Here is a 26,599-nt window from a genome sequence, read left to right on the forward strand (position 1 = left end):
GGTGAGGTTAAAGATCGGCGAAGTAGTCGGTGGCCAGGGCGATTGGAGCAGCGTGGGCGGTGGGCTCGCGGTAGAGGGCATAGAGTGGATCGATAATTTCATCCAGTCGGCTGGTGTTGAGGTAGAATGGGCCATCGAGCTCCTGGTTGCGCGCCTCGGTCAATCGAATGAGGGCCAAACCCGGACCGGGTGCCCGCTTAAGTAGGTGAAAGGGATCATCCGCCAGCAGTCGTTTCACGCCGCGGTAGCCCACCCGGTGGTAGCTACCGAATTCCATCTCCATATCCGGCACGATGGCTTTCACTACACTGCAACTGCCCCGCGTAGACGTGGAGCGGTACACGTAGGGCTCCATCCCTTCTCCGGCTAATTGCTGAATGACATACTGTAAGCGGGAGGGAACGTCAGTGGCCGTGTAGGAAGGAAGGTCAGCCGCCGATACGGTAGTCTGCCGATTGAAGATGGTATCAGCTAGCTGCTGCCGTACCGTTTCCTTATCCGAGCGTACGAACTCTACCATGGCCCGCAGGGCGCGCTGCTCTTCGGTCTCCAAATCGATAGCGGCACGAATGCGCGTGAAGTACCCCTCCGGCACCTCGTGCTCCAGCTGCTCGAAGGGCAAGTTATTGAACCGCTTGCGGCTATGGCTGCTGGCACATTCCAGCACGGCCTTGCGCAGCGCGTGGTATACGTCGGGGTCGGCGGCTTCTCCACAGCCGGTGGCGGCTAGTCCGAAGGCGTCATCGCTCAGGTCATCGCCCACGGCGTATACGCTGGCACAGCCGCAGGTGACGCGGGCTAGCTTCATGGTCACATCGAGGCCTCGCTCCTTCATGTACGCAATGATCTCCCGTACGGGCTCAGTCACGGTGGCCGGGTCGATCACTTGTCCCCGGTCCAGTGCCCTGAACCGGTCGGCATTTCCGTCGCGCTGTAAAAGTTCCAGTAAGCCGTGCAGGAGCGCGCGTTCCTCCGTGTCCCCGGCTCCCATCCCGTTGGTGATGCAGGTCGTGAGGCGATTGGGGTAGTCGGGCAGCTCCCAGTTGCCGCTGACGACAAATTCGGCCGGGCACCACACCGTTCGGTTATCCTTCAGACGCGCTACGGGCAGCCATTTCAAGACCAGATCTGGCGTATACGCAGAGCCGGCGGGCAGTACGAGGGTAAGCGGATCAAGAACGCCCGCACTACCCACCTCCTCGAGCAGTGCGGCATAGCTTGACTCCCGCATACTTAGATCGGCCAGCGACAGGTGCCGGTGACATTCCTCCGCCAGCTCGCCGTAGGCTCCGACCAGCGCCTCGGTCTCGGTGGCGCCGTAACCGATACCGTTGAAGTGACCGTCGTCAGTGAACAGATCTACGTTGTAGATCGGAATACCCAAGTGGTCCACCCCATCGATACGGAATGTCTCGGTGACGCCCCCGGGCAGGGAGTCGCGGTAGGCGGCGAGGGCGCGTTCATGCTGGCTGGACATACGACTGTAGCGTTGTGAGGGGTACGGGACTGGTGTGAATGCCGTGTGTGAGGAGGTAATCGATCAGGGCAATGGATCGGCTACGGTCTACGCCCCGTCCGAGTTCGAAGGGGGTGCAGACGTGGGCAAAATCGAAGCGGCTGAATACGTCGCGGTAGTGCAATAGCTCGTCACGGGTGAGCGGAATTGCGTAGTGGTACCCCTTATGACAGCTTAGGGCTACGGGTACGCCCTGTGCATCGAAGTCAATCTTTAGCGCATCGCCTAAGAACAGAATACGGCGTGCGCGGTCGTAGAGCGCTGTTTGTCCTTCGTAGTGCCCTCCCAGTCGCAGCATCTCATAGCCGGTATCGATGCGGTGGAAATCGTCGATGGGATGGTTGACCCGGAACGCCTTTGTGTACTGCAGGTCGTCCTTGTGAATGATCAATTCCGGATCGAAGAACTCCTGCAGCTGCCATAGTGCCCCGTAGCCATGCGGGTGGGACGAGCTGAGGATACTGACACCTCCCAGGCTGGTCAGCTGTGCACGGGCAGCTTCGTCGTAGTACGGTGCCGCTTCGAAGGCGATGTTTCCTTCCGGACGTTGCAAGAGCCAGCCGTGGGAGCCAAGTCCGAGCTGCGGCTCAGTCCAAAATTCCCATAAGCCCGGAAGCGTCTCCTGCCACTTGGTACGATACTGCCCGGCAGCCTGATCGATGGGAAGATAGGTAAAGTCTTCTTCGGGCAGCGCGTTGCGCACGTCGGTACAGTTCGGACAGGCCACCGGCAGGCGGCTATCGAACCAGAGGATCCAGCCCCCGCAGTGGTGACAGGCATAGTGAGTCAGGGCCATTAGAGTGGATTTGCGGCGAGGGCGTCGTCGAGTAATTTAGCTAGTCGTATATCATCGTCCAGTGTGCGGACAAGGTTTACCCCACCCCGGCGATCGCGGAGAAAGGCATCGAGTTGGAGGTAGAACGGACTGGTCGTTTGATCGAAAGATACTTCCTGGGGAGCTGCACCAGGATCAGCCGCCAAGAAGGTGAGCCGCCCACCCGGGTCCTGGCCCATCGTATTTTCGGCCAGCAGCATGCCCCGTGTACCGATGAGCTCTAGGCGCCGTCGGGGCAGTGTCTCCGGTCGGTTATAGCCTACGGAGTGGACGCCGAGTGCCCCACCCCCAAATTTCGCGATCAGTACGCCGCCGTCGTCCACTTCGTAGTCCTGCACGACCCGCTGCTGGTACAGCTGCAGTTGCTCGATGGGCTGACCGACCAGCAGCTCCAGCAGATCCAATCCGTGTGGCGCCAGATCGATGATCGCTCCCCCACCCGCCCGCTTACGGTCGATGCGCCAGTTGTTGGCACTCCAACCGGCGGGTAGCCAGCAGGCGTAGTCTAATCTGGCCTGTGTGATGGTGCCCAGCCGACCTGACGCGACCCAGGACTGCATAAGCCGGTGTGCGGGGTGGTGTCGCTGATCGAAGGCCGTGGCAAAGTAGCTATCTGCTGCCCGTACTGTTCGCACTAGTTCAGCGGCTGCGGCGTAGGTATGCGCCAGAGGCTTTTCGCAGAGGATATCCACACCGGCTGCGGCACAGGCGGCTACGTGCTCGGCATGCAGGTGGTTGGGCGATGCCACGTACACCGCATCCAGCGGCCCCGCCCCGAGCATGGCCTGTACCGTGGTGTAGGTACCGATCTCCGGGGGAAGACCGTTAAAATCCTCCTCCCGTATGCTGACCACGGCGACCAATTCCGCCGACGGGTGCTTGCGTAATGCGGGTAACATATAGTCACGCGCTACCCAACCGAAGCCTACGATACCGAAGCGCACTACCATCGGGCGGGCAGATTGATGAGCACGCGTTGACGGTATAGCTCTTCCCGGGCGACGTCGTCCAGCTGATGCACCCGGGTGGGGTCCGCCACGAGCGCGCGTACGTCCTGACGGCTGCACAGTTCGGACAGTGTGTGGGTGCCAAGTGAGGTGGCATCACCCGTGTACTCCGTCCGCCAGCCGGCACTGGGCCAGTCGACACCGGCGCTGCTGAGTAGTGGATTGAGTACCAGCCTGGCGCCCTGACTGCTGAAGCATAGTCGTTGCGTCGGCGCCGGAATACGACCCTCCACCCAGGCTACGGTAGCGGATGAGTCTTCCGCCGGATTCGGAGGTGCCCCGCTGTACCAGGAAGTAGCCAGACTGCTGTCATCCCATACCGCACCACCGGCCAGCGCACGGTAGTCGTCTACCGAACTAGAAAAGCCAGCTTCGTGCTGGTCGAGGGTAGTGTGGACGTGCCCCACTGCTACATTACCGGTTGTGGTAGCCACCTCCCGCATGTGCGTCAGCGCCGCCGGCTTGTGCTCGAAGAAATAGAAGGCATCCTGGCACAGTACCGTTCGCGGGCGGTCCGGCGCCACTACTGGTCCTGCTTCAATATCACCGCAGACCAGGGTACCCCGTACTCCCATAAACGTACGTGCCAGCCACAACTTGGCAAAGACTACATCTACCCCAGTAGCGCGTACGCCCACCCGTTCGAGCTCCCGCAGGTAATGCCCTATGCCGCAGGCATATTCTACGACCGGACTACCCTGGCCGGGTACTGCTAGCTCCAGTAGCCGTAGTCCACTTACGAAGGTGGGGGAGCACCAGCGGTAGGCGAAGTAGTCCCCAACCGCCCCAAAGTGTAGCAGCTCCATCGCTTGGCGTAGGGTGAGCGAAGTCCGTTGGTCGAGGACTTGGTCCAGGGCCGCCGAGCTAGGGGGTACGGTCGGACTAAAGCGGTCCTGATCGGCAAGCAGGAGCCGCAGGGCTGCACGTCGGTCACCGGCTCGCAGGGAGCTTACCACTTGCTCGCGTAAGTCTTCCTTCGGACGCAGGTAGGGAATGCCCTCCACCACCGGCCAGAGGCGTTCACCATCATCGAGCAGGCCATCCTTCCGCCGTCTGAGCGGTCGGCCGTTGGTGGGGCTAAGTAGAATTACCGCCATAGTCCGGTGCTACTTAACAGTTCGGTCTGGAATGACTTGAGCGGGCCGGGGTGTACCAGATCCAGCTCGCCGAGGATGTCCTGATCCGTGACCGCCGCGGCGCGGGTTCGCCACTTTACATCGATCACCCGGTCCAGCACGTCTCCGGCGCTGATGGCCTTACCCTCCGGGGTATCACTCCGTTCGTGATGGTAGAGTGCCTCAAGAATGCGGGGCCGCAACTGCGTAGGAAAGTGCGAAAGCGCCTCCTGCCGGCAGTTGTCGATCACCGCCTGCAGATGGGCTCCGAGGCAGATCTCTCCGGCGTAGCCACAGTCCGGCAAGTACGCATTATGCAGGTGGTGAGCCAGGGCACCCAGGAAGCTAGTACCGTAATCCGCTCCGTACCGGTGGGCCATCACTACGGCGTAGACTGCGGTCATCAAGCAGTGATCGGAATGCATTTCGGGTGGACTCAGCACCAAGCGCGGAAGCTGTGGATGGGTAGCTCCCGCCCGCGGTTGGTTGCAAAGTACCCGCAGGGGTTGCGGCACGTCGATGGGCTGCTCCGCGGGCAAGTGGGCAAATTCCTGGGCAAGCGTTGGGACCATTTGCTCCAGTTGACGCTCGAGTACGGAATCTACCGCACCGTCGCATACACGCCGTAGCGCCGTACGGAGCACTTCCGTGATGGCCGGAGGATCCAGCCTGGCAACGGTAAAGAAGCGTCCGTCTACCCCCGGAAAGAGGATGTTGAGCAGGGCCCTAAGCGTGGTGTCCAGGGCTACCTGCTCTACATCCTGACCGGCTAAAATGTGCTGCCAGGCCCGTAGGAATAGGTCCGTGGCTACACTGTGGGACAGGTGAGCGGGTTGCAGCCGTTTGAGGTCCTGCAGCTCGCCCATCAGGCCTGCGGTGCGTACTAGATCAGCGGGGTGTTGCATGGTTCGATCAGGCCGTCTCGGTGCTGGGAGCGGTGAGAGCGGTCACGGCCTCCAGGGAGTTAACCTCGTAAAGCCACCGAAGAAGTTCGAGTTGCTGCTCGCCAAAGTTGTGGTTCGGGTCGTTGCCCTCCCGCATCATGGGTGCCTTGAAGAATACGCCGAGCGCTTCCACTACCCCACCCTGACCGCGTCGGCTGGCTAAATCCAGACAGCGTGCGATCTCGATGGCTAGCGGAGCAGCCAGTATACTGTCTTTGCACAGGAAGTCGACCTTGATCTGCATCCGCTGTCCGAGGAAGCCGGAAATATCGATGTTGTCCCAGGCTTCCTTGTCATCCCCACGGGGCTTGTAGTAATTGATGCGTACCAGGTGGCTTTCCACCGGGTAGCCAAGGCAGTTGGTAAGTACGTCGCCCTTGGTGGTGATTTTGTTCTCCAGCGATTTGGGCTTGCGCAGTGCTTCTCCGTCGCGGTTACCCAGGATGTTGGTGGAGAACCAACCGTCGACGTGCAGGGCGCGGGCGCGGAGTGCGGGGGCCAGGACGGTCTTGATGTAGGTCTGACCCGTCTTACCATCCTTGCCGGCTACGGGCACATTACGCTTATTAGCGAGCTTACGCAGGGCGGGAATATCGGCCGCACGGCTAGGAGTGAAGTTGCCGTAGGGTACGTCAGCCATAATGCAGGCATACGCGTAGAGCATGGCCGGGCTGATGGATGTATCATTAGCGTCCACGCCCCGCTCGAAGGCATCGGGGGATTGGTAGATTTCTTCCTCCGGATCGATGGCGTGCTCCGTACTTGCTAAATTGATCACCACGACGTTGCCGCCGATCTCTTCGCCGAACGCCCGGATCCTGTCCTGGATGTCCTGTACAAGCTCTCGGTGGGTCTCGGTACTATCGCTGCTACCGACCACACCCTCGCAGTAGTTCCGGTTACTGATGGCTGGCCAGGGGCGCATCTCCTTAAGCGCGTCGGTCACCGCATCGAGCTGGTCGCGATCCAGTACCCGGTGGTGCTTGGCTGCGGCATACAGGTTGTCGTCGAACAGATCCCAACCGCGAAAGTGCAGCTTGCCGTAGGGGGCCAGATCGAGCTCGTCGTGCTCGGCCAGGGGCAGACCCGTAGTGTCCTGTGCACCGCGTTGAATAAGCAGGCTACCGGCAACGGCCGTGGTGGCGACCGCGCCACCCAGTCCAATGATTGCGATACCTAGCGGCGGACGATCTGCAGTATACTTAGATTGATTCAAAGTGCGTATTTGTTTGGCTGCCTAAGATACATCAGTAGGTTTTGGTTCATACCCTCGCGCGGGTTTTGCCGTATACACGGCAAAACCCTAGAGTCCGGTGACCCCGGTTACCCGCACGATCGGCCCCTGTTCCCAGGGGATCATGGCATTGATCAGTCTGATGGACTCAAAATGCACCAGATCGCGTAACCTAATCACGGAGGAGTGGATCATACCGCGCTGGAGCAGATACTCCCTTCGCGTGCCGCGTAGCAGGGGCCAGGCCGGTGTGTACCACCGGGAGCCATCGTACAGCGCCAGGTTTGCATAGCTGGCATCCGTTATATGGTTGCGTTGTACGATAAGAATGTCATCACACGCCCCCCGCTGCGCGAACAGTGCCTCAATACCCGAGCGATCCGCATACTTTCGACCGTACCGCAGGTGATCGCCCTGCACGACCTTAAGGGAGCGCACGGGACGGATGGTGTAGGGCTGTACTTCGTAATCGACCAGGTCCGTGGCGTAGGTCAGCCGCAGTTTGTAGGTACCTTGTGCGGGTAAGTCGAGCCCGGACAGGACGTCCTGAAGGCGGAAAACCGGCGACTTACCGAAATAGGCGCGCCGGGAACGATCCACGCGCTGCTGGTGATAGGCGAGTAGCGATACCTGCCCGTCTACCAGTCGCATGGACTCAAGAAGGGAAGGAATAGTACGGCTGGTAGACAATCGAAGGGTAGTTGAACGGGGAGTACCAAGGTAGGTAACCGCGTACTAACACCCACCGTACGGAGTGCCACCGCTACTGGAACTCATGCGGGCAGGCGGATCTTTGCGTTCAACTCAGCGTATTCCGATGCCCAATTACTCCGCGCCGTGATACCCCCTCCGGATCTGAAATAGTACGCCTGGTCCCGTTGCTCGATGAATCGGATCAGTACGCAGGTATCCAGCGCTCGTCCGTCGTAGTAGCCCGCAATACCGCAGTAATACCCACGCTGTTCACCCTCCGCTCGGCGGATAAGGTCCAGCGTAGCCGGCTTGGGTGCCCCGCTTACCGATCCTGCGGGAAGCAGCCGTAGCAGGGTGTATCCCAGTTGCTCGCGCCACTCCTCCGGCAAGTTTGCCCCGATGTCTGAGCTTGTCTGTACCAGGCCACCCTCATGCGTTTCGAGGGCCCTAAGGTAGCGGTAGGCACTTACCCGTACTCCCCGGGCTACCTGACTCAGATCATTGCGCAACAGATCTACGATCGTGGCGTGCTCTGCTACCTCCTTGGGGTCATTGACCAGCTCGCTGCGCGCCGCCGGAGTGTCCAGCGCGGTGCCCTTCATCGGACTCGTACGGATGAAACCAGCCGCATCGATGGTGATAAAGGTTTCCGGGCTGAAGGCCACGAAGCGCTCCGGTAGCCAGACACGGTACTTGGCCGAGACATTGCCGTACACGGCCTCCAGACTACCCTGCAAGTCAATGGGGGTAGCGAAGGTGAGATTGGTCAGAAAGCTATCCCCACGCTGTAGGCCCGACTGCACCAGGTCGAAGGCCTCGCGGTAGCGTCGCGTAGGTATGGGATGTGCAGTCAGCGACACGGCATCCCGCTGGGCCCGCACACCACCCTCGCCCCCGGGAAACGCGAAGGAAACCAGCTGCTGCTCCCGCCACTCCGACTCGGTATATAGCCGGGGCTCAAGCAATTCGAAGTCCAGCAGGAAGAAAAATGGCTGCGCGGCGACGGCCGCTGCATTTACCCGCTCGGCCCAATCGGAAAGTGCAACAGAATAGAGCTCACGCATAGGACCGAAACAAAGATCGCAAAAGTACGAGATTTCGGGCGTCTTACCCCGGTTTTCGGCGGGGAGATACCTACCTTTGTGGCGTATTTGAGACGCTTAATAAACACCCTACACATGCCTATCCCCTCATTAACCTCCCTCAGCGAAGGTCCCATCGAAGACTTTATCAGCTAAAGCTACCAGCCCATCTGCCGCCGTCCCTCCCGCATATACTCCCGCACGTTGAGCCAAAAGGCCACGAAGAAGTAAAACAGTAAGGAAGACCCCAGCGATAAGCAGGAAAGATAGATGAAATAGGTCCGTACCCGCGAACGCGAGATCCCCATCTTATCGCCCATCCAGGCGCATACGCCAAAGGCCGAATGCTCCAGTGTCCTACGAAGTTGCTCCATATCAGTGCTGTGCTGCGTAGCGAATGTACGCTATTTCAGTAATCTTTGCTGCTGCAACCAAGTCCAATCTACCTCGCGCGCCCGTGCACCCTCCAGCATATCCAGGGTAACCCCGCCGATCGCGTACCGGATCAGGCGCAGCACCGGATGGCCCACCGCAGCACACATGCGCCGGACCTGCCGGTTCTTCCCCTCCGTCAGTACCAGTTCCAACCAGGTAGTGGGGATATGCTTGCGCACCCTGATCGGCGGCACCCGGGGCGCGACCGCAGGTGCAATGATTCTGACCTGGACGGGCTTACTCCGGTGCACCTTCCCACCCACACGGATCTCCGGTCCCGCCGCCAGCGCGTCTAGCGCGGCCTGACCCACTTCCCCATCCACCTGTACGTGATAGGTGCGGGAGTGTCCGTTCGAAGGGTCTAAGAGCTTTTGATTGAGGCGTTTATCATCAGTAAGCAATAGCAGTCCTTCACTATCGCGATCCAGCCTGCCTACGGGGTATACACCGGGAGGAAAGTCATACACATCGGCCAGGGTCCGGTGACTAGGTACTTCACGCGTAAACTGGCTGAGTACATCATAGGGCTTGTTAAGCAAAAAGTAGCGCACTAGATTTCCTGGCTCAGTTCGTCCAGCTCCTTATCCACCTCGGCGTGGGTTCCTTCCAGGATCAGCAGGTTCTTCTGCTCCCGGTCCAGCATCTCGTCGAAGCGCCCGAAATTAGCTTCGATGCGTCGGCGCAGGGTGCTGATATAGACCTTCAGCTTATCTTCAAGCTCGGTAGCCAGCCGGCCCCGCCCCGTCTCGATCTCCTGCTCGAAGCTTTCTACGATACGGCGGCGCTTACCTCGCGTGCTGAACCCCGCAAAGATCACCCCCACCGTAGTGAGTACCCCACCGGTCACGTCCAGTACGGGTAGCGTACTCAGGGCCATCAGGATCACCCCGAGCGCGGCGATGCCTCCGCCGGCAGCCAGATTGGGCGCCAGGTTTTCGCGGTCGGCGAAGAGGGCCTCGTCGGTAAAATTCTCCGTTTTGCTCACGAATCGATTGAACTGATCCTGTAGGTCCCGCAGCACATTCTCCCGTCGCTCCGCGATGCTGGAAAAGATCTCGTGGTCGTTGCTCAGGATAGTCTGACTACTGCGGATCTTGAGATCAATGGTCTTGACCATCTGCTGGATGCTCTCGGCCAGGTCGACCACATTGTCATTGAGACGGGCCCGAAGTTTGTCGTTCAGGTCGGTCTCCAGGTCGCGGGCCAGGTTCTCTAGCCAGGTCTTGGCGCTCGGCGTACTACCGAAGGTGGAAGCTACGCTTCGTTTGACGAGCCCGAACATACTCAGGCCGCTGCGTAGCTCCGCCAGCTTTTGGCCCGTGATGCCATCGTAGGTCAGCAGCAGGTTTTCGACCATCAGGTCTACCTGCTTATTGCTCTGACTTACCTGCTCATCGAGGGTCTGCTGAATATCCTGCCGGAAGTGGGTATCGGCCTCGAACTGACTACGGCGCAGCAGCAGCCCGTCGGCGATGCGGCTATTGATGGTCTGGGCGGTGAGTACGCTGTTGTTCAGCTTCAGCCGCGGCGCCTTCCCTCCGGTGATATTATCGGCGATATACTGCCGTAGCGGACCGAACCCACTACCGTACATCCCTTCCTGCTCCTGCTTGGCGGAGACGGCGAACACACGGGGGTGCTCGATACCTTCCTGCTTGGCCTTCTCGGCTACGCCACCGAGGTTAACACTCAGCTCGTCCTCCGTAGCCAGATCCTTCTGTTGCAGTACGAAGATGGTTTTCTTGCGCCAGTCTCCGTGGATGTACTGGAAGAAATCCCAGGCAGACTGCCGGTACGGATTCTTAGCCTCGAACACAAAGACGATCAGGTCACTGGCGGGAATGAACTGCTCGGTGATCTCCTGGTGGTGGGCCACGATGGTATTGGTACCCGGCGTATCTACGATAGCGATCTCCTGTAGGATATCGACCGGCAGGAAGATCTTCTTCAGGTAGGGATTTACCATCACCTCCCGTCGCTCCTCGCCGTAGATGATCTGCTGGATCGTATCGGTCATGGGCTGGGGGGCGGCCTTGGCGATCTCCTCCCCGGTGTCCAGCAGCGCGTTTACGAAGCTTGATTTACCGGCCTTCACCTCGCCGACAATGACGAACATGAAGGGCTCGAATATGCGGTTGCGCAGGTCGCTGACGGTCTGTGCCATCTCATCATGACCGATGCGGATCGTCAGCTCGTGCAAGCGCTTGATGATCTCCTCCAGTCGGGCACGGTCAGCCTGTAGCCCCGCGTCGAGTAATTGTGCCATTGTACGAAGGTAAAGCAGGCGGGGTGAGCGGCGACTACCTATCTTAGTGTACACCTACTTCCCTTCCCCAAACCCGCCGATCATGGCATACCGGATACTTACCGTCGCTATCTCAATTCTGCTGACCTGCGGTGGCTTATGCGCTCAGGATACCATGCCCGCCCATCAGCCGCCCGCGTCACGGGCTTATGTATTTGTATCCCCCCTGAAGCTGATCGACATCGCCAACCCGGGCTTTCTCTACGGTGGGGGATTCCGCTGGTCGTCTGGCTATGCCGTGGAAGTAGGCCACCTGCGCTTGTCTTCCCGTAAACCCGAGTACCGCAGCCGAGGGTCCAGCACCGGTCACCGCTTCCACCTGTCGCTACGGCGCTACTTCGATATGGGCCGACACAGCGGTCTTCATCCATACGCCCAGCTGCGTTCGGACTATATGGTACGACGGCACCGAAGCGTAGAAACCTTCGTCATGGAACGCGACTCCACACTGGGTGGCGACTTGACCTATCAGGACTCGATCGGCGTGCGAACCAATATTCTCACGCTGAACGCGATACTGGGCTTGGAATACGACCTGGGGCCACTGACCATCGACGTGTCCTTTGGCCTGGGGGTGCGGTACAAACGCTTAGGGCACACCGACCGCATCCGACCGGCGGATCAGCAGTGGGAAAGCTTATTCGCCGGCACGCTGTTAGATAACCCGAACGTGCCCCGCAGGGATCGGACCTTCAACGTTCCGCTCGACCTGCGCCTGATGTACTACTTCTGAACCAGGCCGAGTACGGCCAGTTCGGGCCCCAGACAGAACAGGCCGTCCAGCACCGAAAGCCCGCCTACGTAGCCGAAGCGATCCGCAAACACCTGCGGGTAGGAGGTGAGCGGTGGCGGCGTGCTATACCCCGCACCAGCGGCCCCGCCCCGGAATACTTCGGTGGGTAGTAGCTCGATCGAAGCACCGAATAATCTGAGCAATCCTTCAGCAATTTTGCAGTTTAGCTCCCATAGTGTATCTGTATCGCTATCAATGAGTTGTAGTACCTCCTCACCGTAGTGCTCGAAAAACGGTGCCCGCCCGTAGGCTGACCGGATACTCTGTACGTGCTGCCGCTGCCAGTCGGTCCGCCGGTCAATGCGCACCTCCTGGATTGGCATCTGCTGATGCTTGCCGCCGAGCAGGGGTACGGAGAGTCGTAAGGGGCCATTTGCGGAGAGAATCATGCAGCGGTTACGCCACCCACCTTTCTGGTAGTTCTCCTTGGCCTCCCACCGCCATTCGTTACTGGCTAGAGCCGCGACAAACCACTCCAGGGGCGGAAAATACGCGGTGGTCGTGACCAGATGAGATGATGTGGGCATATGGCAAACATATGAGAAATAGCCTCGGTTACGGCTACATGAGTACAACAGATAAACTAAGCAACCGCTACCAAAAGCAAAACCCGCTAACCCAGTATCCCCGCCCGCCCTTTCCCCGGCAGCCGCAGAACCGCCCCGGCTCGGTCAATAAGATGGACCCCGAGCCCGACCACGGAGAGGATAGCTACGTCGGTTTCGGCCGGCTGAAGGGACGCAAGGCCCTCATCACCGGAGGAGATTCCGGTATCGGCCGCGCCGCCGCCATCGCCTTTGCCCGCGAGGGTGCGGATGTGGCCATCAACTACCTACCCTCCGAAGAGCAGAACGCCCAGGAGGTGATCAAGCTGATCAAAGCCGAAGGCCGGATCGGCGTTGCCATCCCCGGAGACATCGTCGAGGAGTCGTTCTGTAAGGAGCTGGTCACCACCGCCGTAGGTAAGCTCGGCGGACTGGATATTCTGGTCAATAACGCCGGTCGGCAGACCGCCCAGAAGTCCATCAGCGACCTCACCACTGAGCAGTTCGACAACACCTTCAAGGTGAATGTATACGCACCGTTCTGGATCACCAAGGAAGCGCTCACCCACATGGGAGCGGGCGCATCCATCATCAACACCGCTTCGGTGCAGAGCTTTGACCCATCGTCCAGCCTGCTGGATTACGCCCAGACCAAGGCCTGTAACGTAGCCTTTACCAAGGCACTCGCCGCACAGGTGGCCGAGAAGGGTATCCGGGTCAATGCCGTGGCTCCCGGTCCGTTCTGGACGCCGCTGCAGTCATCGGGTGGACAGCCCCAGGACAAGATCGAGAAGTTCGGTGGTTCTACTACGCTGGGTCGTCCGGGTCAGCCCGTGGAGTGTGCGCCGCTGTACGTTCTACTCGCTTCCCAGGAGGCCAGCTACATCACGGGTGAAGTGATGGGCATTACCGGTGGGGAGATGCCGTACTAGTCCGGCACCTTACCTTAGCACGGCCCCGTTCGGTCCGCCTCACTCCTTAATTGGGCCGGCGGACGGGACGGGGCCGTTCATTTTAGACCTACCCCCCATGTTATATCACTGTATCTGTATGCTACTGCTGTGTGCCACCGGCCTGGCGGCACAGAATACTCCCGAGGCCTACCAACTGTACAATAAGGACGGTAAGAAAGTCTCCTACAAAAAGATGGTCCGTAGCCTGCGGGACGCCGATGTGATCCTCTTCGGCGAATACCACAACAATCCCATCGCCCACTGGCTGCAACTGGAGATCGCTGACGATCTGGAGGGCTATGATCTCGGCATGGAAATGTTCGAGACCGACGAGCAGGACGCGCTCGACCGATTCATGGCCGATAGCCTGACGGTGGAGCAGCTCGACAGTACAGTGGGAGGTCTGTGGCCCAACTTCCATACCGATTACCTGCCCCTGCTACAGCAAGCCCGACGGAACGATGCGGCCGTCTACGCCACGAACACCCCACGGGCATACGCCCGAATGGTCTTCCAGCGGGGCTTCGTAGTGTTACAATCCCTGCCCGCCGAGCAACAGGCGGAACTCCCCCCCCTGCCCCCACCCTACGATGCCGAGCTGCCGGGCTACCGGGCCATGCTGGGTCCGGACAACGGTATGGGCGGCCACAGCGGAGAGAATTTTCCCAAAGCCCAGGCCATCAAGGACGCTACTATGGGGTGGTTCATCGCTAAAAATGCCCGCGCGGGGCGTACGCTGCTGCACATCAACGGCAGCTACCATAGCGACGGCTTCGAGGGAATTGGCTGGTACATCCGGCGGTATAAGCCGCAGCTTCGGGTAGTCACCATCACTACCCTCGAGCAATCACAGACGGATGATCTGATCGATGAGAACCGGGGGAAAGCTGACTTTACGATCCTGGTGCCGGAGAACATGACGAAAACCTACTAGACCACCCCCCAGAGGGCGTCATACACCAGCATTAGCGCGATCAGACCGGAGGACACCGCGGTGAAGAGCACCGCACCGGCCGCCACGTCCTTGGCCTTGCCAGCTAGTATGTTGTACTCCGGACTCACCAGGTCCACGACGTATTCCACGGCGGTATTAAGTGCCTCGGCCGCCAGTACCATGCCGGCACAAATCAGTACGGCCACCCACTTCCACAATGGAAAGTCGAGCCCCCAGGCGATGGCGATCATCGCCACCAGGGCGGCCAGGTGAATCCTGGATGGCGCGTGATTGCGCAGCAGATCGTACGCCCCACGAAAGGCATAACCGAAGGCGGCAAAACGACCGCGTGAGTACTTGAGGAGTCCCTTCATGTGCTGTATGGAAAGCCGACCGGTGGGATAGTTGTTCGGCCTCAGAGCCAGCCGATCCCCCCACGGAGGTAAATGAAGCCGATAAGCGCCAGTGCCGGCGCCACCCATCCGGTAAGCACGTAGGTATAGTAAGACTTACTTACCCTGCTGGGTTGCACCAGTTCGACCAGATGGCTCAACCCCCATATTGCGAAGCAGATCGTACCCAGTATGGCGGCTAATAGGGTACCGGCGTACTCATCCGCCAGCATCAGCAGGGAATAGATGATCAGTTGACCGATGAGCAGCAGGGCGGTATTCACTGACTACGCGCCTCCGTGATCTGTGCGCGGGTGGAAATACGCTCCAGCAGGTGTTGGCCCACAGCCTCGCCCTGCGTCACGCCGTACTCGATGGCCGGCCGGTAGTGAATGCCGCCGTACAGGCGACTCAGGGCAGCTTCATCACTAGCAGCTAGAAAGCTCGGATACTCCCGGGTAGGTAGGTCGTACTCTTCTTCGCTATCGTCGGCAAAGGCAAAATTGTCGCCGTATAGATCGGTCAGTACGACCGCGCAGGCCCGACTCACTACGGAGTGACCGCTGGTATGCTCCGGGAAGGGCGGCGTCTGCAGGAGCGGCCGCCACTCTTGATCGATGTGGCGGTTAATGAAGGTCTCTGGACGCACCAGCTTCGAGCGGTACTTCTCTTCCCAGCAACTGATAAATGCGTCGTACATCGCCATGCTGACCAGGGCGTAGGTCTCTACCGTCCGGGCAAAGTCAGCGTCCGCTTGCTTGGCGGCAATAGCGGCGATATTAACCCAATGTCCCCCGGGCGTGATCTTTTTAGTGGCAAACATGAGGTGACCCACGGTGTGGCTCACATACGGGTTGCAATCCCAGAACTGTGCGATTGCCTGCCGCTCGGCACTCTCCTGCTCATCCACCCCGGTAAACACGGTATATACCTCATTCACCTCCTGCATCCAGCGGCTATCGGGTTCCAGGCTATAATCCGTCGGAGGCAGCGGGCGAAACTGACTGGCGCTATCCAGGGTGAAGGGCCGGATACGTTCCCAGCTGGGTTCGATGCCGTCCATATAGTCCGGAGGCGTAGGCTGCCACTTGGTCTCGTCATCCGTAATGGAATACTTCGGAAAGGTGCGGGTCTGCTTGTACATATCCCCACCGTACCAATCGATGATGTGATCCGCCACCTGCTCGCCGTAGGCTACGGAAGCCTGGAACACCTCCTCCGGCACGCCGATACGCCGAATTTCCTCGTACAGTCCATCGCGGAACTCATCCATCTTCGGCTCACTGAAGATCAGACTCTTACCTACCCTCAGTTGCGCGACTACAGCAGCTACGGGGTAGGCGATCTCCGTACCGGCAGGGGGCGCGGGCGCGGGTGCAAGGTGGGGTACCTGACCGGCAAGACTCTCCAGACCAGGGTCGCCGGCGGCCAGCGCCTCGTAGCCGGCAATGCTGGAGTAGGAATAGATGCGGCTCGCTACGGGCGGCGAGAAGATATCGTGCACGATCACGTCGGTGAGCTGCTTGACCGACCGGTGGTAGAACTCCGGCTCGGCTACCTCTTCCTGGTAGTTGGGATTGATGTCTTCCCCACAGCTTACGAGCGTGAGCAGGAGAACGAGAGATGTGAGGATGCGACTACTAAGCTTCATACGATACGGGTGCTGTGATACAATCAACTGGGCAGCACGTCATTTGCGGGCAATACGAAGGTACAACGCCTGGAGTAGCAGGCTGGATTAGTCGACCGCCGAGACTTGCGTGCGCTGACCGACATTCGCTGGGCAAAAGTCCGGGCGACGCGCATCGATAAATGCCTGGATCAGCTCGGCGTACTCCCGCGGCCGCCAGACCACATTGTGGGCATGCCAGGCACCCCAGTCTAGTGCGTGGTAGGTGAGCAGGCCGGGCGCGATCCGCTCGGCGATCCGGTCCGACTGATCGGGGGAAGTCAGCGTATCCTGCCGGGAATGAAAGAGCAGGACGGGTGCCGTGATCCGCTCGGCAGCCTGCAGCGGACTGGCAGTGGCGAAATCCGTCCCGTTGCGGTAGGCTACCCAGCGAAAAGTTCCCGGAGTGAAGGCGGACAGTGCCGGGCCGTAGTCCCGTTCTCCGCGTTCGGTGATTGCCGTGGCCCAGTCGGTGTACGGGCTCTCGGCAATGACGAAGGCCGGGGTGACCTGTCCCCTACCCGCCGCCTGTAGGGCAGTAGCTGCTCCCCAACTCTCACCGAGCCAGCCGATCTGCCCATCGCTCAACCCGCTGCGGGCCTTCAGGAAGGCGTGTGCGGTAAGCAGGTCCGTGGCTTCGTTGATGCCCCCACTGCCGTAGCTCTCGTCGCTCTCTCCGAAGCCGCGGTGGTCGTACAGCAACAGGTCGCAGCCGCAGTCCTGAAAGGCCGGCGTATACTTGAGCATACTCATCCGGTTGTCGTGGTAGCCGTGGGAAAGCACGATGCCGCAGTTCGCTCCCTCCCGCTGGTAGAGCCAGGCCCGTAGGGTGATCCCGTCGACCGGACTGACGAAACTCACCTCCTGCACCGGGGGCAGTTCCGCGCGCAGGCTATCGATGTTGACCCGCCACTGCCCCGTAGCGATGCCGTAGGATTCCTCCAGGCTGCGATTCGGTGTATCCAATACCAGGGAGCTCAGGTAGTAGGTCGCGCCAATGTATAGGAATAGGATGGCTGCGAGTACAAACAGGACTTTCTTCATAGCGTCGTGGGGGCGGGCATTTCGCCAAAGGTAGGCGCTTTATCTTCACCCCTTCCCGCCGCCTATGCCCACCCGTGAACGCCTCTATCGTCAGCAAGCCCTATTCCGTTTTGGAGTGGGGCTAGCCGTGCTGATCGTGCTCAACGTTCTGGCCCACTCCCGCCTGGGCGACACGCGGCTATACACCGCCTTCGATCTGACGGGCGACCAGCGCTACACCCTGTCGGACTACACCCGCCAGGTACTCACCGACCTCGACCAACCCGTGTACGTCCGCATTCTCCTGGAGGGAGACCTGCCCGCCCCCTACCAACGGCTTCGCACGGCCGTGCAGGAGAAGCTGGAGGACTTTGGGGGGTACACCGACTACTTGGAAGTAGAATTTGCCGATCCACTGCTCGGTACACCGGAGGAAGTACGCCAGCGTCAGGAGGCTATGGCTGAGGACGACATCGTGCCCATTACAGACTACCAGCAGTCAGCCGGTGAACGCAGCGCCCGTGCCATTTACCCCTACGCCCTCATTTACACTGAGACGCAGCAGCGTATCGTACCCTTACTGGAAGCAACCCGCCCGGATGTAGCCCTGGACCAGCAACTCAATCAGGCCGAAAACCTGCTGGAGTACAACATTTCGCGCGCTATCGCCGGAATGACATCCGCCAGCAAATACACCATCGGGTTCACCCGGGGAAATGGAGAACTGCCCCCGGCGCAGTTTGCCGATCTGGTGAGTGAGCTGCGGAAGGACTACGAGGTCGGCCCGGTATACCTGGATAGTCTACCCCTGATCCCCGAACGCGTAGATCTGCTGATCGTAGCCAAACCCACCGTACCCTTCAGCGCCGAGGCGGCCTTCCAGTTGGACCAGTACATCATGCACGGCGGCCGGGTGATCTGGGCCATCGACGCCGTAGCGATGGATTACGATAGTCTGCGGGCCACCGGCGAGGCCTTCCCGCTGGCGCGCCCTACCGGACTGGACGACCTGTTCTTCCGCTACGGTTTCCGCCTCAGCAGTCAGTTGGTGCTGGACCTGGCCAACAGCCCCATTCCTATCGAGACCAGTCAGGGGCCATCCGGACCACGCTTCGCCCTGGTCCCCTTCCCGTACCACGTTACCGCGCTACCGGCTACGGATCATCCCATCGTACAAAACATCGACGCGGTAGACTTGCGCTACCCCACCCTGATCGAGCCCACCGGCTCCGATACCGGGCTTACCTCAACTACCCTATTGGCCAGCAGCGACAACGGCCGGCGCCAGCAATTGCCGTCGGGCATCGATCTGGACGCGCAAAAATTTAGCGTAGAGCTGGACCGGTTCAACGAAGCCGATCTACCCCTGGCTTTATTGCTGGAAGGCTCCTTCACGAGCCCCTACGCCAACCGTATGAGTAGCAGCTTTACCGACCTGCTGGAGCGTGGTGGGCAGGACTACCGGGCCACGTCTCCCCCCACGGCAATGCTGGTCGTCAGCGACGGCGATGTCTTAGCCAATAGCGTCAGCAGCCGGGGCGAGGTGGGCACGCTGGGCGTCAACCCGTTTTCCCGTATCCCCTATGCTAACAAAGCCTTTATGCTCAACGCGATCGCCTACCTGCTGGAACCGGGCGGGGTGATCAGTAGCCGCAACAAGGACGTCCGCCTGCGTCTACTGGACCAGAACCGCGCACTGGCCGAGGCCGGCTACTGGCGGATCCTGAACATCGCCGTCCCACTCCTACTACTAGCCCTATTCGGACTACTATTCACCTACCTCCGGCGGCGGCGGTACGCTCACTAAGTACGTAGCTATGCGCAAGGTGTTCCTACTACTTCTATTGGTCTGCGGGGTCGCGGGTGCGACGGTCACTTCCTACCCACCGTGGGGCTTCTACGGCCACCGGCGCATCAACCGTCTGGCCGTATTCACGCTACCGCCCGAGCTGGGGCACTACTTCCGCGCACAGGCAGACTACCTGGCCGAGCACGCCGTAGATCCCGATAAACGGCGCTACGCTACCGCCCACGAAGCGGTACGGCACTATATCGACCTCGATCACTGGGGGCAGGCTCCCTTCACGGAAGTACCCCGACGGTACGTCGATGCGCTGCTATGGCAGGGCGGCCTGGATGTGCTGCACGGCGGGGATACTACGCACTGGCGACTCGATACGGTGATCTTCGATCAGGCCATCCTCAGCAGCACGTCCGAAAGCTTCGATCTGCCCCTGCGCACGTACCGCGATCTGTGGTACCGCTCTTTCCTCCCCGCCCTGTACGAGGAGCGGGCGGTAGCAACCGATTCGCTGCGAGCTATCGGCTTTCCCGACACGCTGGGTACCGCAATAGTAGTAGACGAGCTATCGGCCCACGGCATCCTACCCTACCACCTGGTCCGCCACCACCGACAACTCACCGAAGCCTTCGTGGTGGGCGACGTGCAGCGGATACGTCAGCTAGCCGCCGAGATCGGTCACTATGTAGGCGATGCCCACGTGCCCCTGCACACTACCGAAAACTACAACGGACAGCTCAGCGGTCAGCTCGGCATCCATGCGTTCTGGGAGAGCCGGCTACCGGAGTTGTTTGCGGATCGCGACTACGATTACCTGGTGGGGCCGGCTGATTACATCGTAGATCCTACTACGTATTACTGGGACATCGTACTGGAAAGTCACGCCCTAGTGGATAGCGTACTTTCTACCGAAGCCCATCTTCGACAGGTCTACCCCGTCGACCAGCAATTCTGCTTTGAGGAGCGACTGGGGCGGGAGGTGCGTACACAGTGTCGGGAGTATGCCGCGGCATGGTCGGATGCTATGGACGGCATGGTAGAGGCTCGTTTTCGAGCGGCTATTCACGCGGTGGGATCCGTCTGGTACAGCTGCTGGGTGGATGCCGGACAGCCAAACATGCAACAGTTATTGAATCCGGCGACCGGGGACGAAACAGCCGATAGTCTCAATGCGGCGGCGGGCCCACCGCTGCTTCTCCAACGAACCGGTCGCGTTCACGAGTAAGTAGTGCACCGGCGGACGCGCCCCCTTACAGTCGGGGTGCTATATTTGCCGCCCTATGACCGTCCAGACTTCCTCCCTCCCCGTTTCCTGGTCCCTGGCCGAGCTACAGGCCCTGCACGACGCTCCCCTGATGGAGCTGGTATTTCGGGCCGCCTCGGTCCACCGGCAGCACCACGACCCCAACGAAGTACAGGTCTCGAGCCTGGTCAGTATCAAGACCGGCGGCTGCCCCGAAGACTGTGGCTACTGCCCGCAGGCTGCGCGCTACCATACGGACATTGAAGAAAACGCAATGCTCTCGGTAGAGCAGGTGCGCACGGCCGCCGAACGCGCCAAGGGACTAGGCAGCAGCCGGCTCTGTATGGGTGCCGCCTGGCGCAACGTACGCGACGACGCTGAATTCGAGCAGGTCCTCGAACTGGTCCGTACCGTGAACGGGCTTGACATGGAAGTATGTGCTACCCTGGGTATGCTGACCCCCAATCAAGCCGAACGACTCGCCGCGGCCGGACTCTATGCCTACAACCACAACCTGGACAGCAGCGAAGAGTACTATAAAGAGGTGATCTCGACGCGCACCTACGCCGATCGCCTGGAAACCATCGGCAATGCCCGCAAGGCCGGCCTCACCGTCTGCTCCGGCGGAATTATCGGTATGGGTGAATCTACCGACGACCGGCTCAAGATGCTGCTTACTCTGGCCAGCCTCACTCCCGTACCGGAGTCCGTGCCCATCAACGCCCTGGTGGCCGTAGAGGGTACGCCCCTGGAGGAGCAGCGCCCCATCAACATCTTCGAGATGGTGCGCATGATCGCCGTGACCCGCATCATACTACCCACCACGACGGTACGCCTGAGCGCCGGACGCACCGGCATGACCCCCGAGGGACAGGCGCTCTGCTTCCTTGCCGGCGCCGGTAGCATCTTTGCGGGCGATAAGCTGCTGACCACCCCCAATCCTGAAGCGTTTGCGGATATGGAGCTGTTTGACGCGCTCGGCCTGCGGCCTACGACGGCCTACGCGAAGGGTGAACGGCCGGTACCCGGCGTAGACCCCGGTCCGCCCACCGAAAAGCAGCGCATCAAGTGGAGCCGCCCCGGTCATAAGATCGAGCGTAACGAAGCCAAGCGCAAGTAACCCTACACTTTACCTAGACACTACACTATGAGCCGCACGATGGTCGCCGGAAACTGGAAGATGAATACAACGCCCCGGGAGGGTCACGAACTGGTGCGCCAGGTGATCGACCGCGTGGGCACCCCCGCGACCAAGGTCGTTTTTGGCGTACCCGCGATCCAGCTGATGGCCGTACAGGCTTTGGTGAAGGATCCGTCCGGCTACGCCGTGGCCGCCCAGAACATGCACGAAGAGCAGAGCGGTGCATTCACCGGAGAAACCAGCGCAGCCATGCTGGCAGACGCCGGGATCGAGTACGTCATCCTGGGCCACAGCGAGCGTCGGGAGTATGCGGGTGAAGATGACGAACTCATCAACCGCAAGATCGTAGCCGCCATCGCCGCCGGTCTTAAACCCATCTACTGCTGCGGTGAGAAGCTGGACATTCGCGAGGCGGGCAACCAGGAGGTGGTAGTCGGCAAGCAAATAGAGCAGGCCCTGGGCTCGCTATCCCCTACGCAGATCGAGTCGGTCGTCATCGCCTATGAGCCCGTCTGGGCCATCGGTACGGGCGTCACCGCCAGCAAGGAACAGGCGCAGCAGATGCACAATTACATTCGTCGCATGATCAGCAATCAGTTCGGTGCGGACGTGGCCGAGCACATGACTATCCTGTACGGTGGATCGGTGAAGCCCGGCAACGCCGCCGAACTCTTCGCACAACCCGATGTAGACGGTGGCCTGGTGGGCGGTGCCAGCCTGGACGCGGAAAGCTTCGCGGCCATCGTGCAGGCCGTATAGCCGCCAGCGCGAGCGGTCTAGCCCTCGATATGGAACGATATCGTGAAGGTGCGACTGGTCACCTTCTCCAGTACCCGACTCTCCGGCAGCGTCGGGTTGAACAGCAGTGTATTACCGACGCCGTGACTGATCTTGAACTCCGGCGAAAGAATAAAGAAAGGGAAGAAGATCTGCACGCCCGCGCCGTACTCGACCGAGAAGTCGTGAGGGCTGATCCGCACCAATTCTTCCGCCTGCCGAGTGCGGCTCTCGCTAGCCACATCGAAGGAGTACTTCACCCCCGCAATCAGGAACAGCCGCTTATCGCGGTAGGGCGCTGACTTATAGCGAAAGTAGAAGGGCATTTCGATGAATACCGCCTCCACTTTTTCCTGCGACTCTACCCTGCGGACGGAGCTCTGGGTGTAGTTCAGGTTCCGCTCCGCGAAGCTAAAGCCCGGCGTGAAGCGAAAATCAAAGTACTTACCCAGCTTGAGGTTACCGATCAGGTTCAGGTTGAAGCCCGGTCCGTTGAGGCTTTCTACGCCTACGATGCTGTCGGTGAAAATGAATTCCCGACTCCGAAAGGGCGTGTAGCGACTAGAATTGAAGCCCAGCGTGATACCGAAGTAATAGGGCTTGGCCTGAAAATCGTAGAAGTTGTAGTTCTTCCCCCCCACAAATTGGGCGCGGCCGCAGGTGCAAAGAAAGATAACCAGGAGCAGGGTCAGCGTGGCCGGTAGGCGGTGTAGATAGAGGCGATGCCGAAAGTAAGTGCTTGCCATGTAGTGTCGTTGTAGCCAACCCGTGCAAGGATAGCCTGAAAATCGCGACCGCTGGGAAACGCCTGTACACTCTCGAAGAGGTAGGCGTAGGCCCGGGGGTCTTTGCTCTGTAAACGGCCGATGAGCGGCATAATTTTGCCAAAATAGAAATTGAACGCCCAACGCAGCGGTGCGTACTTGATCCGACTAAACTCCAGTACGACCAATTTACCGCCCGGTCGCAGCACGCGCAGCATTTCAGCCAGCCCCTGCTCGAGGTTTTCGAAGTTGCGCACGCCGAAGGCCACGGTGATCGCGTCAAAGCTAGCATCGGCGTAGGGCAGGGCCTCACTGTCGCCCTGATCGAGCCGGATACGATCCTGCAGTCCGCGCTTCTTCACCTTGATGCGTCCGTAGGCCAGCATCCCCTCGCTCAGATCGAGGCCGGTGACGTGATCGGCGCCGGTGCGCAGCACGGTCTGAATGGCTACGTCGGCCGTGCCGGTGGCGACGTCCAGGATGGTCCGGTGAGTGGCGGGGTCGAGCTGGGCGATGAGCTTCTTGCGCCACAGAGTATCTACCCCCAGGGAAGTGCCGCGATTGAGCAGGTCGTAGGTGGGGGCGATGGTGTCGAACATACGCCCGACTTCCTGCTTTTTGGACTCCCCCGCACCGTAGGGTTTGACTACCTTTTTCGACTCTGCCATATGGGCTACTTAACCCCCCACATTACGTATGGTTTAGGTAGGTTTTTAGGCACGATTTTTGTACCTTCGTGCGCGGGTCGTTCAGCGCTTTTCCGGAGATTTTCTCTGCACCGGCGCACCCGCCCGCTAAAACGAATTTATGGCAAATCCACGCATCATCCCGGTCAATATCGAAGACCAGATGAAGTCCGCCTACATCGACTACTCGATGTCGGTAATCGTAAGCCGGGCCCTGCCCGACGTACGCGATGGCCTCAAACCCGTACACCGGCGGGTACTCTTCGGCATGTCCGAACTAGGACTCAGCTACCGCGGCGCCCACAAGAAGAGCGCCCGTATCGTCGGTGAGGTACTGGGTAAGTATCACCCCCACGGCGACTCCTCCGTGTACGACACCATGGTCCGCATGGCCCAGGACTGGTCGCTGCGCTATCCCCTGGTGGACGGGCAGGGCAACTTCGGCTCCATGGACGGGGACAGCCCCGCGGCTATGCGCTACACCGAAGCCCGGCTGCAGCGTATCTCCGATAGCATCCTGGGCGACCTGGACAAGGACACGGTCGACTACCAGCTCAATTTCGACGACACGCTGAAGGAGCCCACCGTGATGCCCACACGGATCCCTAACCTGCTGGTCAACGGTGCCTCGGGTATCGCCGTAGGTATGGCGACCAATATGCTACCCCATAACCTGAATGAGGTAGTGGACGGCGTGATCGCCCTGATTGATAACCCGGACGTTACCATTGATGAGCTGATGCAGTTCATCAAAGCACCCGACTTTCCTACCGGTGGAATCATCTACGGCATGGACGGCGTGCGGGAAGCGTTTCGCACCGGGCGTGGCCGCGTAGTGGTGCGCGGACGGGCCGATATCAAAGTGGACAGCAACGACCGGGAGACGATCATCATCAGCGAGATCCCCTATCAGGTCAATAAGGCTACTCTCGTGGCTAAGATCGCCGAGCTGGTCAATGCGGGCCGCATCACCGGAGTGAGCGCGGTACGCGACGAATCCGACCGCGACGGCCTCCGCATCGTCATCGAAGTGAAGCGCGACGCGATGGCGTCGATCGTACTGAGCTACCTGTACAAGTATACCCCGCTACAGACCAGCTACGGCGTGAATAATGTGGCCCTGGTGGGTGGACGTCCGATGACGCTGAACCTAAAGGACCTCATCGAAGAGTTCGTAGCCTTCCGCCTGGAAGTGATCCAGCGGCGTACGGCCTACGAGCTGAACAAGGCCCTGGCTCGGGCCCACATTCTGATCGGGCTGCTGATCTCGCTCGACTATCTGGACGAAGTGATCAAGCTGATCCGTGCAAGCGCTGATCCCGAAGCGGCTAAGCAAGGCCTGATGGCCGGTGATTTCGTCGAGGATAAGAAGGCATTCTGGGATAAGTTTGGCGACCTCGTGCAGGAAGTGCAGACCGAGGAGCTGCGCGTCAGTGAAGGTAATGTGATGAGTGAGGAGCAGGCCAAGGCCATCCTCGATATGCGGTTGCAAAAACTGACTGGTCTGGAGATCGACAAGATCCGCGACGAGTACGGGGAGATCCGTGCACTGATCGATAACTTGCGGGCCATCCTGGAGAGCGAGAAGCTGCAGCGTGATATCATCAAGGACGAGCTGCACGACGTGCGTACCCGCTTCGGCGACGAGCGGCGCTCGGAGATCAGCCTGGATACGGCTGACATTTCCATCACGGACATGATCGCCGACGAGGATGTAGTAGTGACCATTAGCCACCTAGGCTACATCAAGCGCACGCTGGTATCCGAATACCGGGCACAATCGCGTGGTGGTCGGGGCAGTCGCGGCAGTAAAACGCGCGACGCCGACTTTGTGGAGCACCTCTTCATCGCCAGTAATCACAACTACCTGTTGCTGTTCACGGAGCAGGGGCGGTGTTACTGGCTGCGGATCTACGAGATCCCCGAAGCAGGCAAAAACAGCGGCGGACGCGTGATCCAGAACATCCTGGCCATGCCGAAGGAAGACAACGTCAAGGCTTACATCAACGTAGCCGACCTGACGGACGAAGAGTTTCTGGCCAAACATTCAGTCATCTTCGCCACGAAGAAGGGACAGGTCAAGAAAACGAGTCTGGAGGAGTACAGTCGGCCCCGGACCAACGGTGTCAATGCGATCACCATCAACGACGGAGATGAGCTCCTCGAGGCTCGCCTGACGACCGGCAACAGCCACGTGTTCCTGGCCACCAGCAAGGGGCAGGCCATTCACTTTGAAGAAAGTGCGGTACGTAACATGGGGCGCAACGCGGCCGGCGTACGGGGCATCAGTTTGAACGGACCCAAGGATCGGGTAGTCGGTATGGTTACGATCGACCACGAGCTGGATACGGACAAGACTATCCTAGTGGTCAGCGAGAAGGGTATGGGTAAGCGGTCTGAATGGACCGACTACCGCATCACCAACCGCGGCGGAAAGGGCGTGAGCACCATGAAGATCACCGACAAGACCGGTGAGCTGGTCACGATCAAGGCTGTCACGGAAGACGACGATCTGATGATTACTAATCGGTCAGGCATCCTGATCCGCACGGGCATGGAGGAGCTTCGCGTGATGGGTCGCTCCACGCAGGGGGTCCGGCTGATCAACATAGGTAGTGACGATGCCATCGCCGATGTGGCCGTGGTGAGCGTCGATGAGGACGACATCGTAGGCGAGGAGGAGTAGGGCGAACACGTCCAATACTTCACTGT

The 26,599-nt window shown here is 59.9% G+C and carries 26 protein-coding genes; 8 read left to right on the plus strand and 18 right to left on the minus strand.

Annotated features, from left to right (window positions below; all coding sequences use genetic code 11):
* Nucleotides 1–7: 7 nt before the first annotated feature.
* The 11 genes from MJQ68_RS07895 to MJQ68_RS07945 form a co-directional block, all read right to left on the minus strand.
* Entirely contained in the window at nt 8–1,477 is a 1,470-nt protein-coding gene (locus MJQ68_RS07895) for a YcaO-like family protein (RefSeq protein ID WP_238750490.1), read from the minus strand.
* Entirely contained in the window at nt 1,461–2,312 is an 852-nt protein-coding gene (locus MJQ68_RS07900) for an MBL fold metallo-hydrolase (protein ID WP_238750491.1), read from the minus strand. The genes MJQ68_RS07895 and MJQ68_RS07900 overlap by 17 nt, the downstream gene beginning before the upstream one ends.
* A complete protein-coding gene (locus MJQ68_RS07905) occupies nt 2,312–3,301 on the minus strand; it encodes a Gfo/Idh/MocA family protein (protein ID WP_264758997.1) in 990 nt (329 codons plus the stop codon). The genes MJQ68_RS07900 and MJQ68_RS07905 overlap by 1 nt, the downstream gene beginning before the upstream one ends.
* Nucleotides 3,295–4,455: a class I SAM-dependent methyltransferase gene (locus tag MJQ68_RS07910; RefSeq protein ID WP_238750493.1), complete on the minus strand. Its 1,161-nt coding sequence runs from the start codon at nt 4,453–4,455 to the stop codon at nt 3,295–3,297. Before MJQ68_RS07910 ends, MJQ68_RS07905 begins: the two co-directional genes overlap by 7 nt.
* Nucleotides 4,446–5,378, minus strand: coding sequence for a hypothetical protein (locus MJQ68_RS07915; protein WP_238750494.1), 933 nt, complete (start codon nt 5,376–5,378; stop codon nt 4,446–4,448). Before MJQ68_RS07915 ends, MJQ68_RS07910 begins: the two co-directional genes overlap by 10 nt.
* Before the next feature lie 7 nt (nt 5,379–5,385).
* A complete protein-coding gene (locus MJQ68_RS07920) occupies nt 5,386–6,633 on the minus strand; it encodes an inositol-3-phosphate synthase (RefSeq protein WP_238750495.1) in 1,248 nt (415 codons plus the stop codon).
* Between the two features lie 87 nt (nt 6,634–6,720).
* On the minus strand, nt 6,721–7,341 hold the full coding sequence (locus tag MJQ68_RS07925; protein ID WP_238750496.1) for an aminotransferase class IV: 621 nt from the start codon (nt 7,339–7,341) through the stop codon (nt 6,721–6,723).
* Nucleotides 7,342–7,424: 83 nt separating this feature from the next.
* Entirely contained in the window at nt 7,425–8,408 is a 984-nt protein-coding gene (locus tag MJQ68_RS07930; protein WP_238750497.1) for an aminodeoxychorismate synthase component I, read from the minus strand.
* Nucleotides 8,409–8,584: 176 nt separating this feature from the next.
* A complete protein-coding gene (locus MJQ68_RS07935; RefSeq protein WP_238750498.1) occupies nt 8,585–8,800 on the minus strand; it encodes a PspC family transcriptional regulator in 216 nt (71 codons plus the stop codon).
* Between the two features lie 30 nt (nt 8,801–8,830).
* Complete coding sequence (locus MJQ68_RS07940; RefSeq protein WP_238750499.1) at nt 8,831–9,400, minus strand: pseudouridine synthase; 570 nt, start codon at nt 9,398–9,400, stop codon at nt 8,831–8,833.
* Between the two features lie 11 nt (nt 9,401–9,411).
* Nucleotides 9,412–11,127, minus strand: a complete 1,716-nt coding sequence (locus tag MJQ68_RS07945) for a dynamin family protein (protein ID WP_238750500.1) — start codon at nt 11,125–11,127, stop codon at nt 9,412–9,414.
* An 82-nt stretch (nt 11,128–11,209) separates the two neighbouring features.
* Between MJQ68_RS07945 and MJQ68_RS07950 the strand changes: the two genes are divergently transcribed.
* On the plus strand, nt 11,210–11,899 hold the full coding sequence (locus tag MJQ68_RS07950) for a hypothetical protein (RefSeq protein WP_238750501.1): 690 nt from the start codon (nt 11,210–11,212) through the stop codon (nt 11,897–11,899).
* On the opposite strand, the gene MJQ68_RS07955 is transcribed toward MJQ68_RS07950, so the two are convergent.
* A complete protein-coding gene (locus tag MJQ68_RS07955) occupies nt 11,890–12,486 on the minus strand; it encodes a WbqC family protein (protein ID WP_238750502.1) in 597 nt (198 codons plus the stop codon). The genes MJQ68_RS07950 and MJQ68_RS07955 overlap by 10 nt on opposite strands.
* Before the next feature lie 38 nt (nt 12,487–12,524).
* Here MJQ68_RS07955 and MJQ68_RS07960 point away from each other — a divergent pair, with 38 nt between their 5' ends.
* The gene (locus MJQ68_RS07960) at nt 12,525–13,436 is read left to right on the plus strand and encodes an SDR family oxidoreductase (protein ID WP_238750598.1); all 912 of its coding nucleotides are present in this window, start codon (nt 12,525–12,527) and stop codon (nt 13,434–13,436) included.
* A gap of 118 nt (nt 13,437–13,554) precedes the next feature.
* Nucleotides 13,555–14,391: a ChaN family lipoprotein gene (locus MJQ68_RS07965; RefSeq protein WP_238750503.1), complete on the plus strand. Its 837-nt coding sequence runs from the start codon at nt 13,555–13,557 to the stop codon at nt 14,389–14,391.
* Here MJQ68_RS07965 and MJQ68_RS07970 read toward each other — a convergent pair.
* The 4 genes from MJQ68_RS07970 to MJQ68_RS07985 form a co-directional block, all read right to left on the minus strand.
* A complete protein-coding gene (locus tag MJQ68_RS07970; RefSeq protein WP_238750504.1) occupies nt 14,388–14,765 on the minus strand; it encodes a diacylglycerol kinase family protein in 378 nt (125 codons plus the stop codon). The genes MJQ68_RS07965 and MJQ68_RS07970 overlap by 4 nt on opposite strands.
* 41 nt (nt 14,766–14,806) lie before the next feature.
* Entirely contained in the window at nt 14,807–15,067 is a 261-nt protein-coding gene (locus tag MJQ68_RS07975; RefSeq protein ID WP_238750505.1) for a hypothetical protein, read from the minus strand.
* Nucleotides 15,064–16,434, minus strand: a complete 1,371-nt coding sequence (locus MJQ68_RS07980) for a vanadium-dependent haloperoxidase (RefSeq protein WP_238750506.1) — start codon at nt 16,432–16,434, stop codon at nt 15,064–15,066. The genes MJQ68_RS07975 and MJQ68_RS07980 overlap by 4 nt, the downstream gene beginning before the upstream one ends.
* 87 nt (nt 16,435–16,521) lie before the next feature.
* Nucleotides 16,522–17,496, minus strand: a complete 975-nt coding sequence (locus MJQ68_RS07985; RefSeq protein ID WP_238750507.1) for an alpha/beta hydrolase — start codon at nt 17,494–17,496, stop codon at nt 16,522–16,524.
* 64 nt (nt 17,497–17,560) lie between these two features.
* On the opposite strand from MJQ68_RS07985, the gene gldG reads away from it, so the two are divergent.
* From gldG to tpiA, 4 genes are all read left to right on the plus strand, one after another.
* Nucleotides 17,561–19,282, plus strand: a complete 1,722-nt coding sequence (gldG, locus tag MJQ68_RS07990; protein WP_238750508.1) for a gliding motility-associated ABC transporter substrate-binding protein GldG — start codon at nt 17,561–17,563, stop codon at nt 19,280–19,282.
* 10 nt (nt 19,283–19,292) lie between these two features.
* The gene (locus tag MJQ68_RS07995) at nt 19,293–20,501 is read left to right on the plus strand and encodes a zinc dependent phospholipase C family protein (protein WP_238750509.1); all 1,209 of its coding nucleotides are present in this window, start codon (nt 19,293–19,295) and stop codon (nt 20,499–20,501) included.
* A gap of 130 nt (nt 20,502–20,631) precedes the next feature.
* On the plus strand, nt 20,632–21,639 hold the full coding sequence (bioB, locus tag MJQ68_RS08000; RefSeq protein ID WP_406612755.1) for a biotin synthase BioB: 1,008 nt from the start codon (nt 20,632–20,634) through the stop codon (nt 21,637–21,639).
* A gap of 27 nt (nt 21,640–21,666) precedes the next feature.
* Nucleotides 21,667–22,419, plus strand: a complete 753-nt coding sequence (gene tpiA, locus MJQ68_RS08005) for a triose-phosphate isomerase (protein ID WP_238750511.1) — start codon at nt 21,667–21,669, stop codon at nt 22,417–22,419.
* Between the two features lie 17 nt (nt 22,420–22,436).
* Here the strand turns inward: tpiA and porT are convergent, their stop codons facing one another.
* Both porT and ubiE read right to left on the minus strand, forming a co-directional pair.
* Nucleotides 22,437–23,183, minus strand: a complete 747-nt coding sequence (gene porT, locus MJQ68_RS08010; RefSeq protein ID WP_238750512.1) for a type IX secretion/gliding motility protein PorT/SprT — start codon at nt 23,181–23,183, stop codon at nt 22,437–22,439.
* Nucleotides 23,126–23,869 (minus strand): bifunctional demethylmenaquinone methyltransferase/2-methoxy-6-polyprenyl-1,4-benzoquinol methylase UbiE, encoded by a 744-nt coding sequence (ubiE, locus tag MJQ68_RS08015; RefSeq protein WP_238750513.1) that lies wholly within the window; start codon nt 23,867–23,869, stop codon nt 23,126–23,128. Before ubiE ends, porT begins: the two co-directional genes overlap by 58 nt.
* Nucleotides 23,870–24,008: 139 nt before the next feature.
* On the opposite strand from ubiE, the gene gyrA reads away from it, so the two are divergent.
* The gene (gene gyrA, locus MJQ68_RS08020) at nt 24,009–26,573 is read left to right on the plus strand and encodes a DNA gyrase subunit A (protein WP_238750514.1); all 2,565 of its coding nucleotides are present in this window, start codon (nt 24,009–24,011) and stop codon (nt 26,571–26,573) included.
* Nucleotides 26,574–26,599: the final 26 nt, after the last annotated feature.

This window comes from Neolewinella maritima (assembly GCF_923081025.1).
In the GTDB taxonomy this organism is placed as follows: Bacteria; Bacteroidota; Bacteroidia; order Chitinophagales; family Saprospiraceae; genus Neolewinella; species Neolewinella maritima.

Bases quoted from the DNA above. Each gene is read 5' to 3' on its own strand.
- MJQ68_RS07950 (WP_238750501.1), top strand. From the start codon at position 11,210: ATGGCATACCGGATACTTACCGTCGCTATCTCAATTCTGCTGACCTGC.
- MJQ68_RS07955 (WP_238750502.1), bottom strand. From the start codon at position 12,486: ATGCCCACATCATCTCATCTGGTCACGACCACCGCGTATTTTCCGCCC.
- MJQ68_RS07995 (WP_238750509.1), top strand. From the start codon at position 19,293: ATGCGCAAGGTGTTCCTACTACTTCTATTGGTCTGCGGGGTCGCGGGT.
- MJQ68_RS07970 (WP_238750504.1), bottom strand. From the start codon at position 14,765: ATGAAGGGACTCCTCAAGTACTCACGCGGTCGTTTTGCCGCCTTCGGT.
- gyrA (WP_238750514.1), top strand. From the start codon at position 24,009: ATGGCAAATCCACGCATCATCCCGGTCAATATCGAAGACCAGATGAAG.
- MJQ68_RS07915 (WP_238750494.1), bottom strand. From the start codon at position 5,378: ATGCAACACCCCGCTGATCTAGTACGCACCGCAGGCCTGATGGGCGAG.
- porT (WP_238750512.1), bottom strand. From the start codon at position 23,183: ATGGCAAGCACTTACTTTCGGCATCGCCTCTATCTACACCGCCTACCG.
- MJQ68_RS07910 (WP_238750493.1), bottom strand. From the start codon at position 4,455: ATGGCGGTAATTCTACTTAGCCCCACCAACGGCCGACCGCTCAGACGG.
- bioB (WP_406612755.1), top strand. From the start codon at position 20,632: ATGGAGCTGGTATTTCGGGCCGCCTCGGTCCACCGGCAGCACCACGAC.
- ubiE (WP_238750513.1), bottom strand. From the start codon at position 23,869: ATGGCAGAGTCGAAAAAGGTAGTCAAACCCTACGGTGCGGGGGAGTCC.
- MJQ68_RS07895 (WP_238750490.1), bottom strand. From the start codon at position 1,477: ATGTCCAGCCAGCATGAACGCGCCCTCGCCGCCTACCGCGACTCCCTG.
- MJQ68_RS07960 (WP_238750598.1), top strand. From the start codon at position 12,525: ATGAGTACAACAGATAAACTAAGCAACCGCTACCAAAAGCAAAACCCG.
- MJQ68_RS07905 (WP_264758997.1), bottom strand. From the start codon at position 3,301: ATGGTAGTGCGCTTCGGTATCGTAGGCTTCGGTTGGGTAGCGCGTGAC.
- MJQ68_RS07900 (WP_238750491.1), bottom strand. From the start codon at position 2,312: ATGGCCCTGACTCACTATGCCTGTCACCACTGCGGGGGCTGGATCCTC.
- MJQ68_RS07945 (WP_238750500.1), bottom strand. From the start codon at position 11,127: ATGGCACAATTACTCGACGCGGGGCTACAGGCTGACCGTGCCCGACTG.
- MJQ68_RS07965 (WP_238750503.1), top strand. From the start codon at position 13,555: ATGCTACTGCTGTGTGCCACCGGCCTGGCGGCACAGAATACTCCCGAG.
- tpiA (WP_238750511.1), top strand. From the start codon at position 21,667: ATGAGCCGCACGATGGTCGCCGGAAACTGGAAGATGAATACAACGCCC.
- MJQ68_RS07985 (WP_238750507.1), bottom strand. From the start codon at position 17,496: ATGAAGAAAGTCCTGTTTGTACTCGCAGCCATCCTATTCCTATACATT.
- MJQ68_RS07980 (WP_238750506.1), bottom strand. From the start codon at position 16,434: ATGAAGCTTAGTAGTCGCATCCTCACATCTCTCGTTCTCCTGCTCACG.
- MJQ68_RS07935 (WP_238750498.1), bottom strand. From the start codon at position 8,800: ATGGAGCAACTTCGTAGGACACTGGAGCATTCGGCCTTTGGCGTATGC.
- MJQ68_RS07930 (WP_238750497.1), bottom strand. From the start codon at position 8,408: ATGCGTGAGCTCTATTCTGTTGCACTTTCCGATTGGGCCGAGCGGGTA.
- gldG (WP_238750508.1), top strand. From the start codon at position 17,561: ATGCCCACCCGTGAACGCCTCTATCGTCAGCAAGCCCTATTCCGTTTT.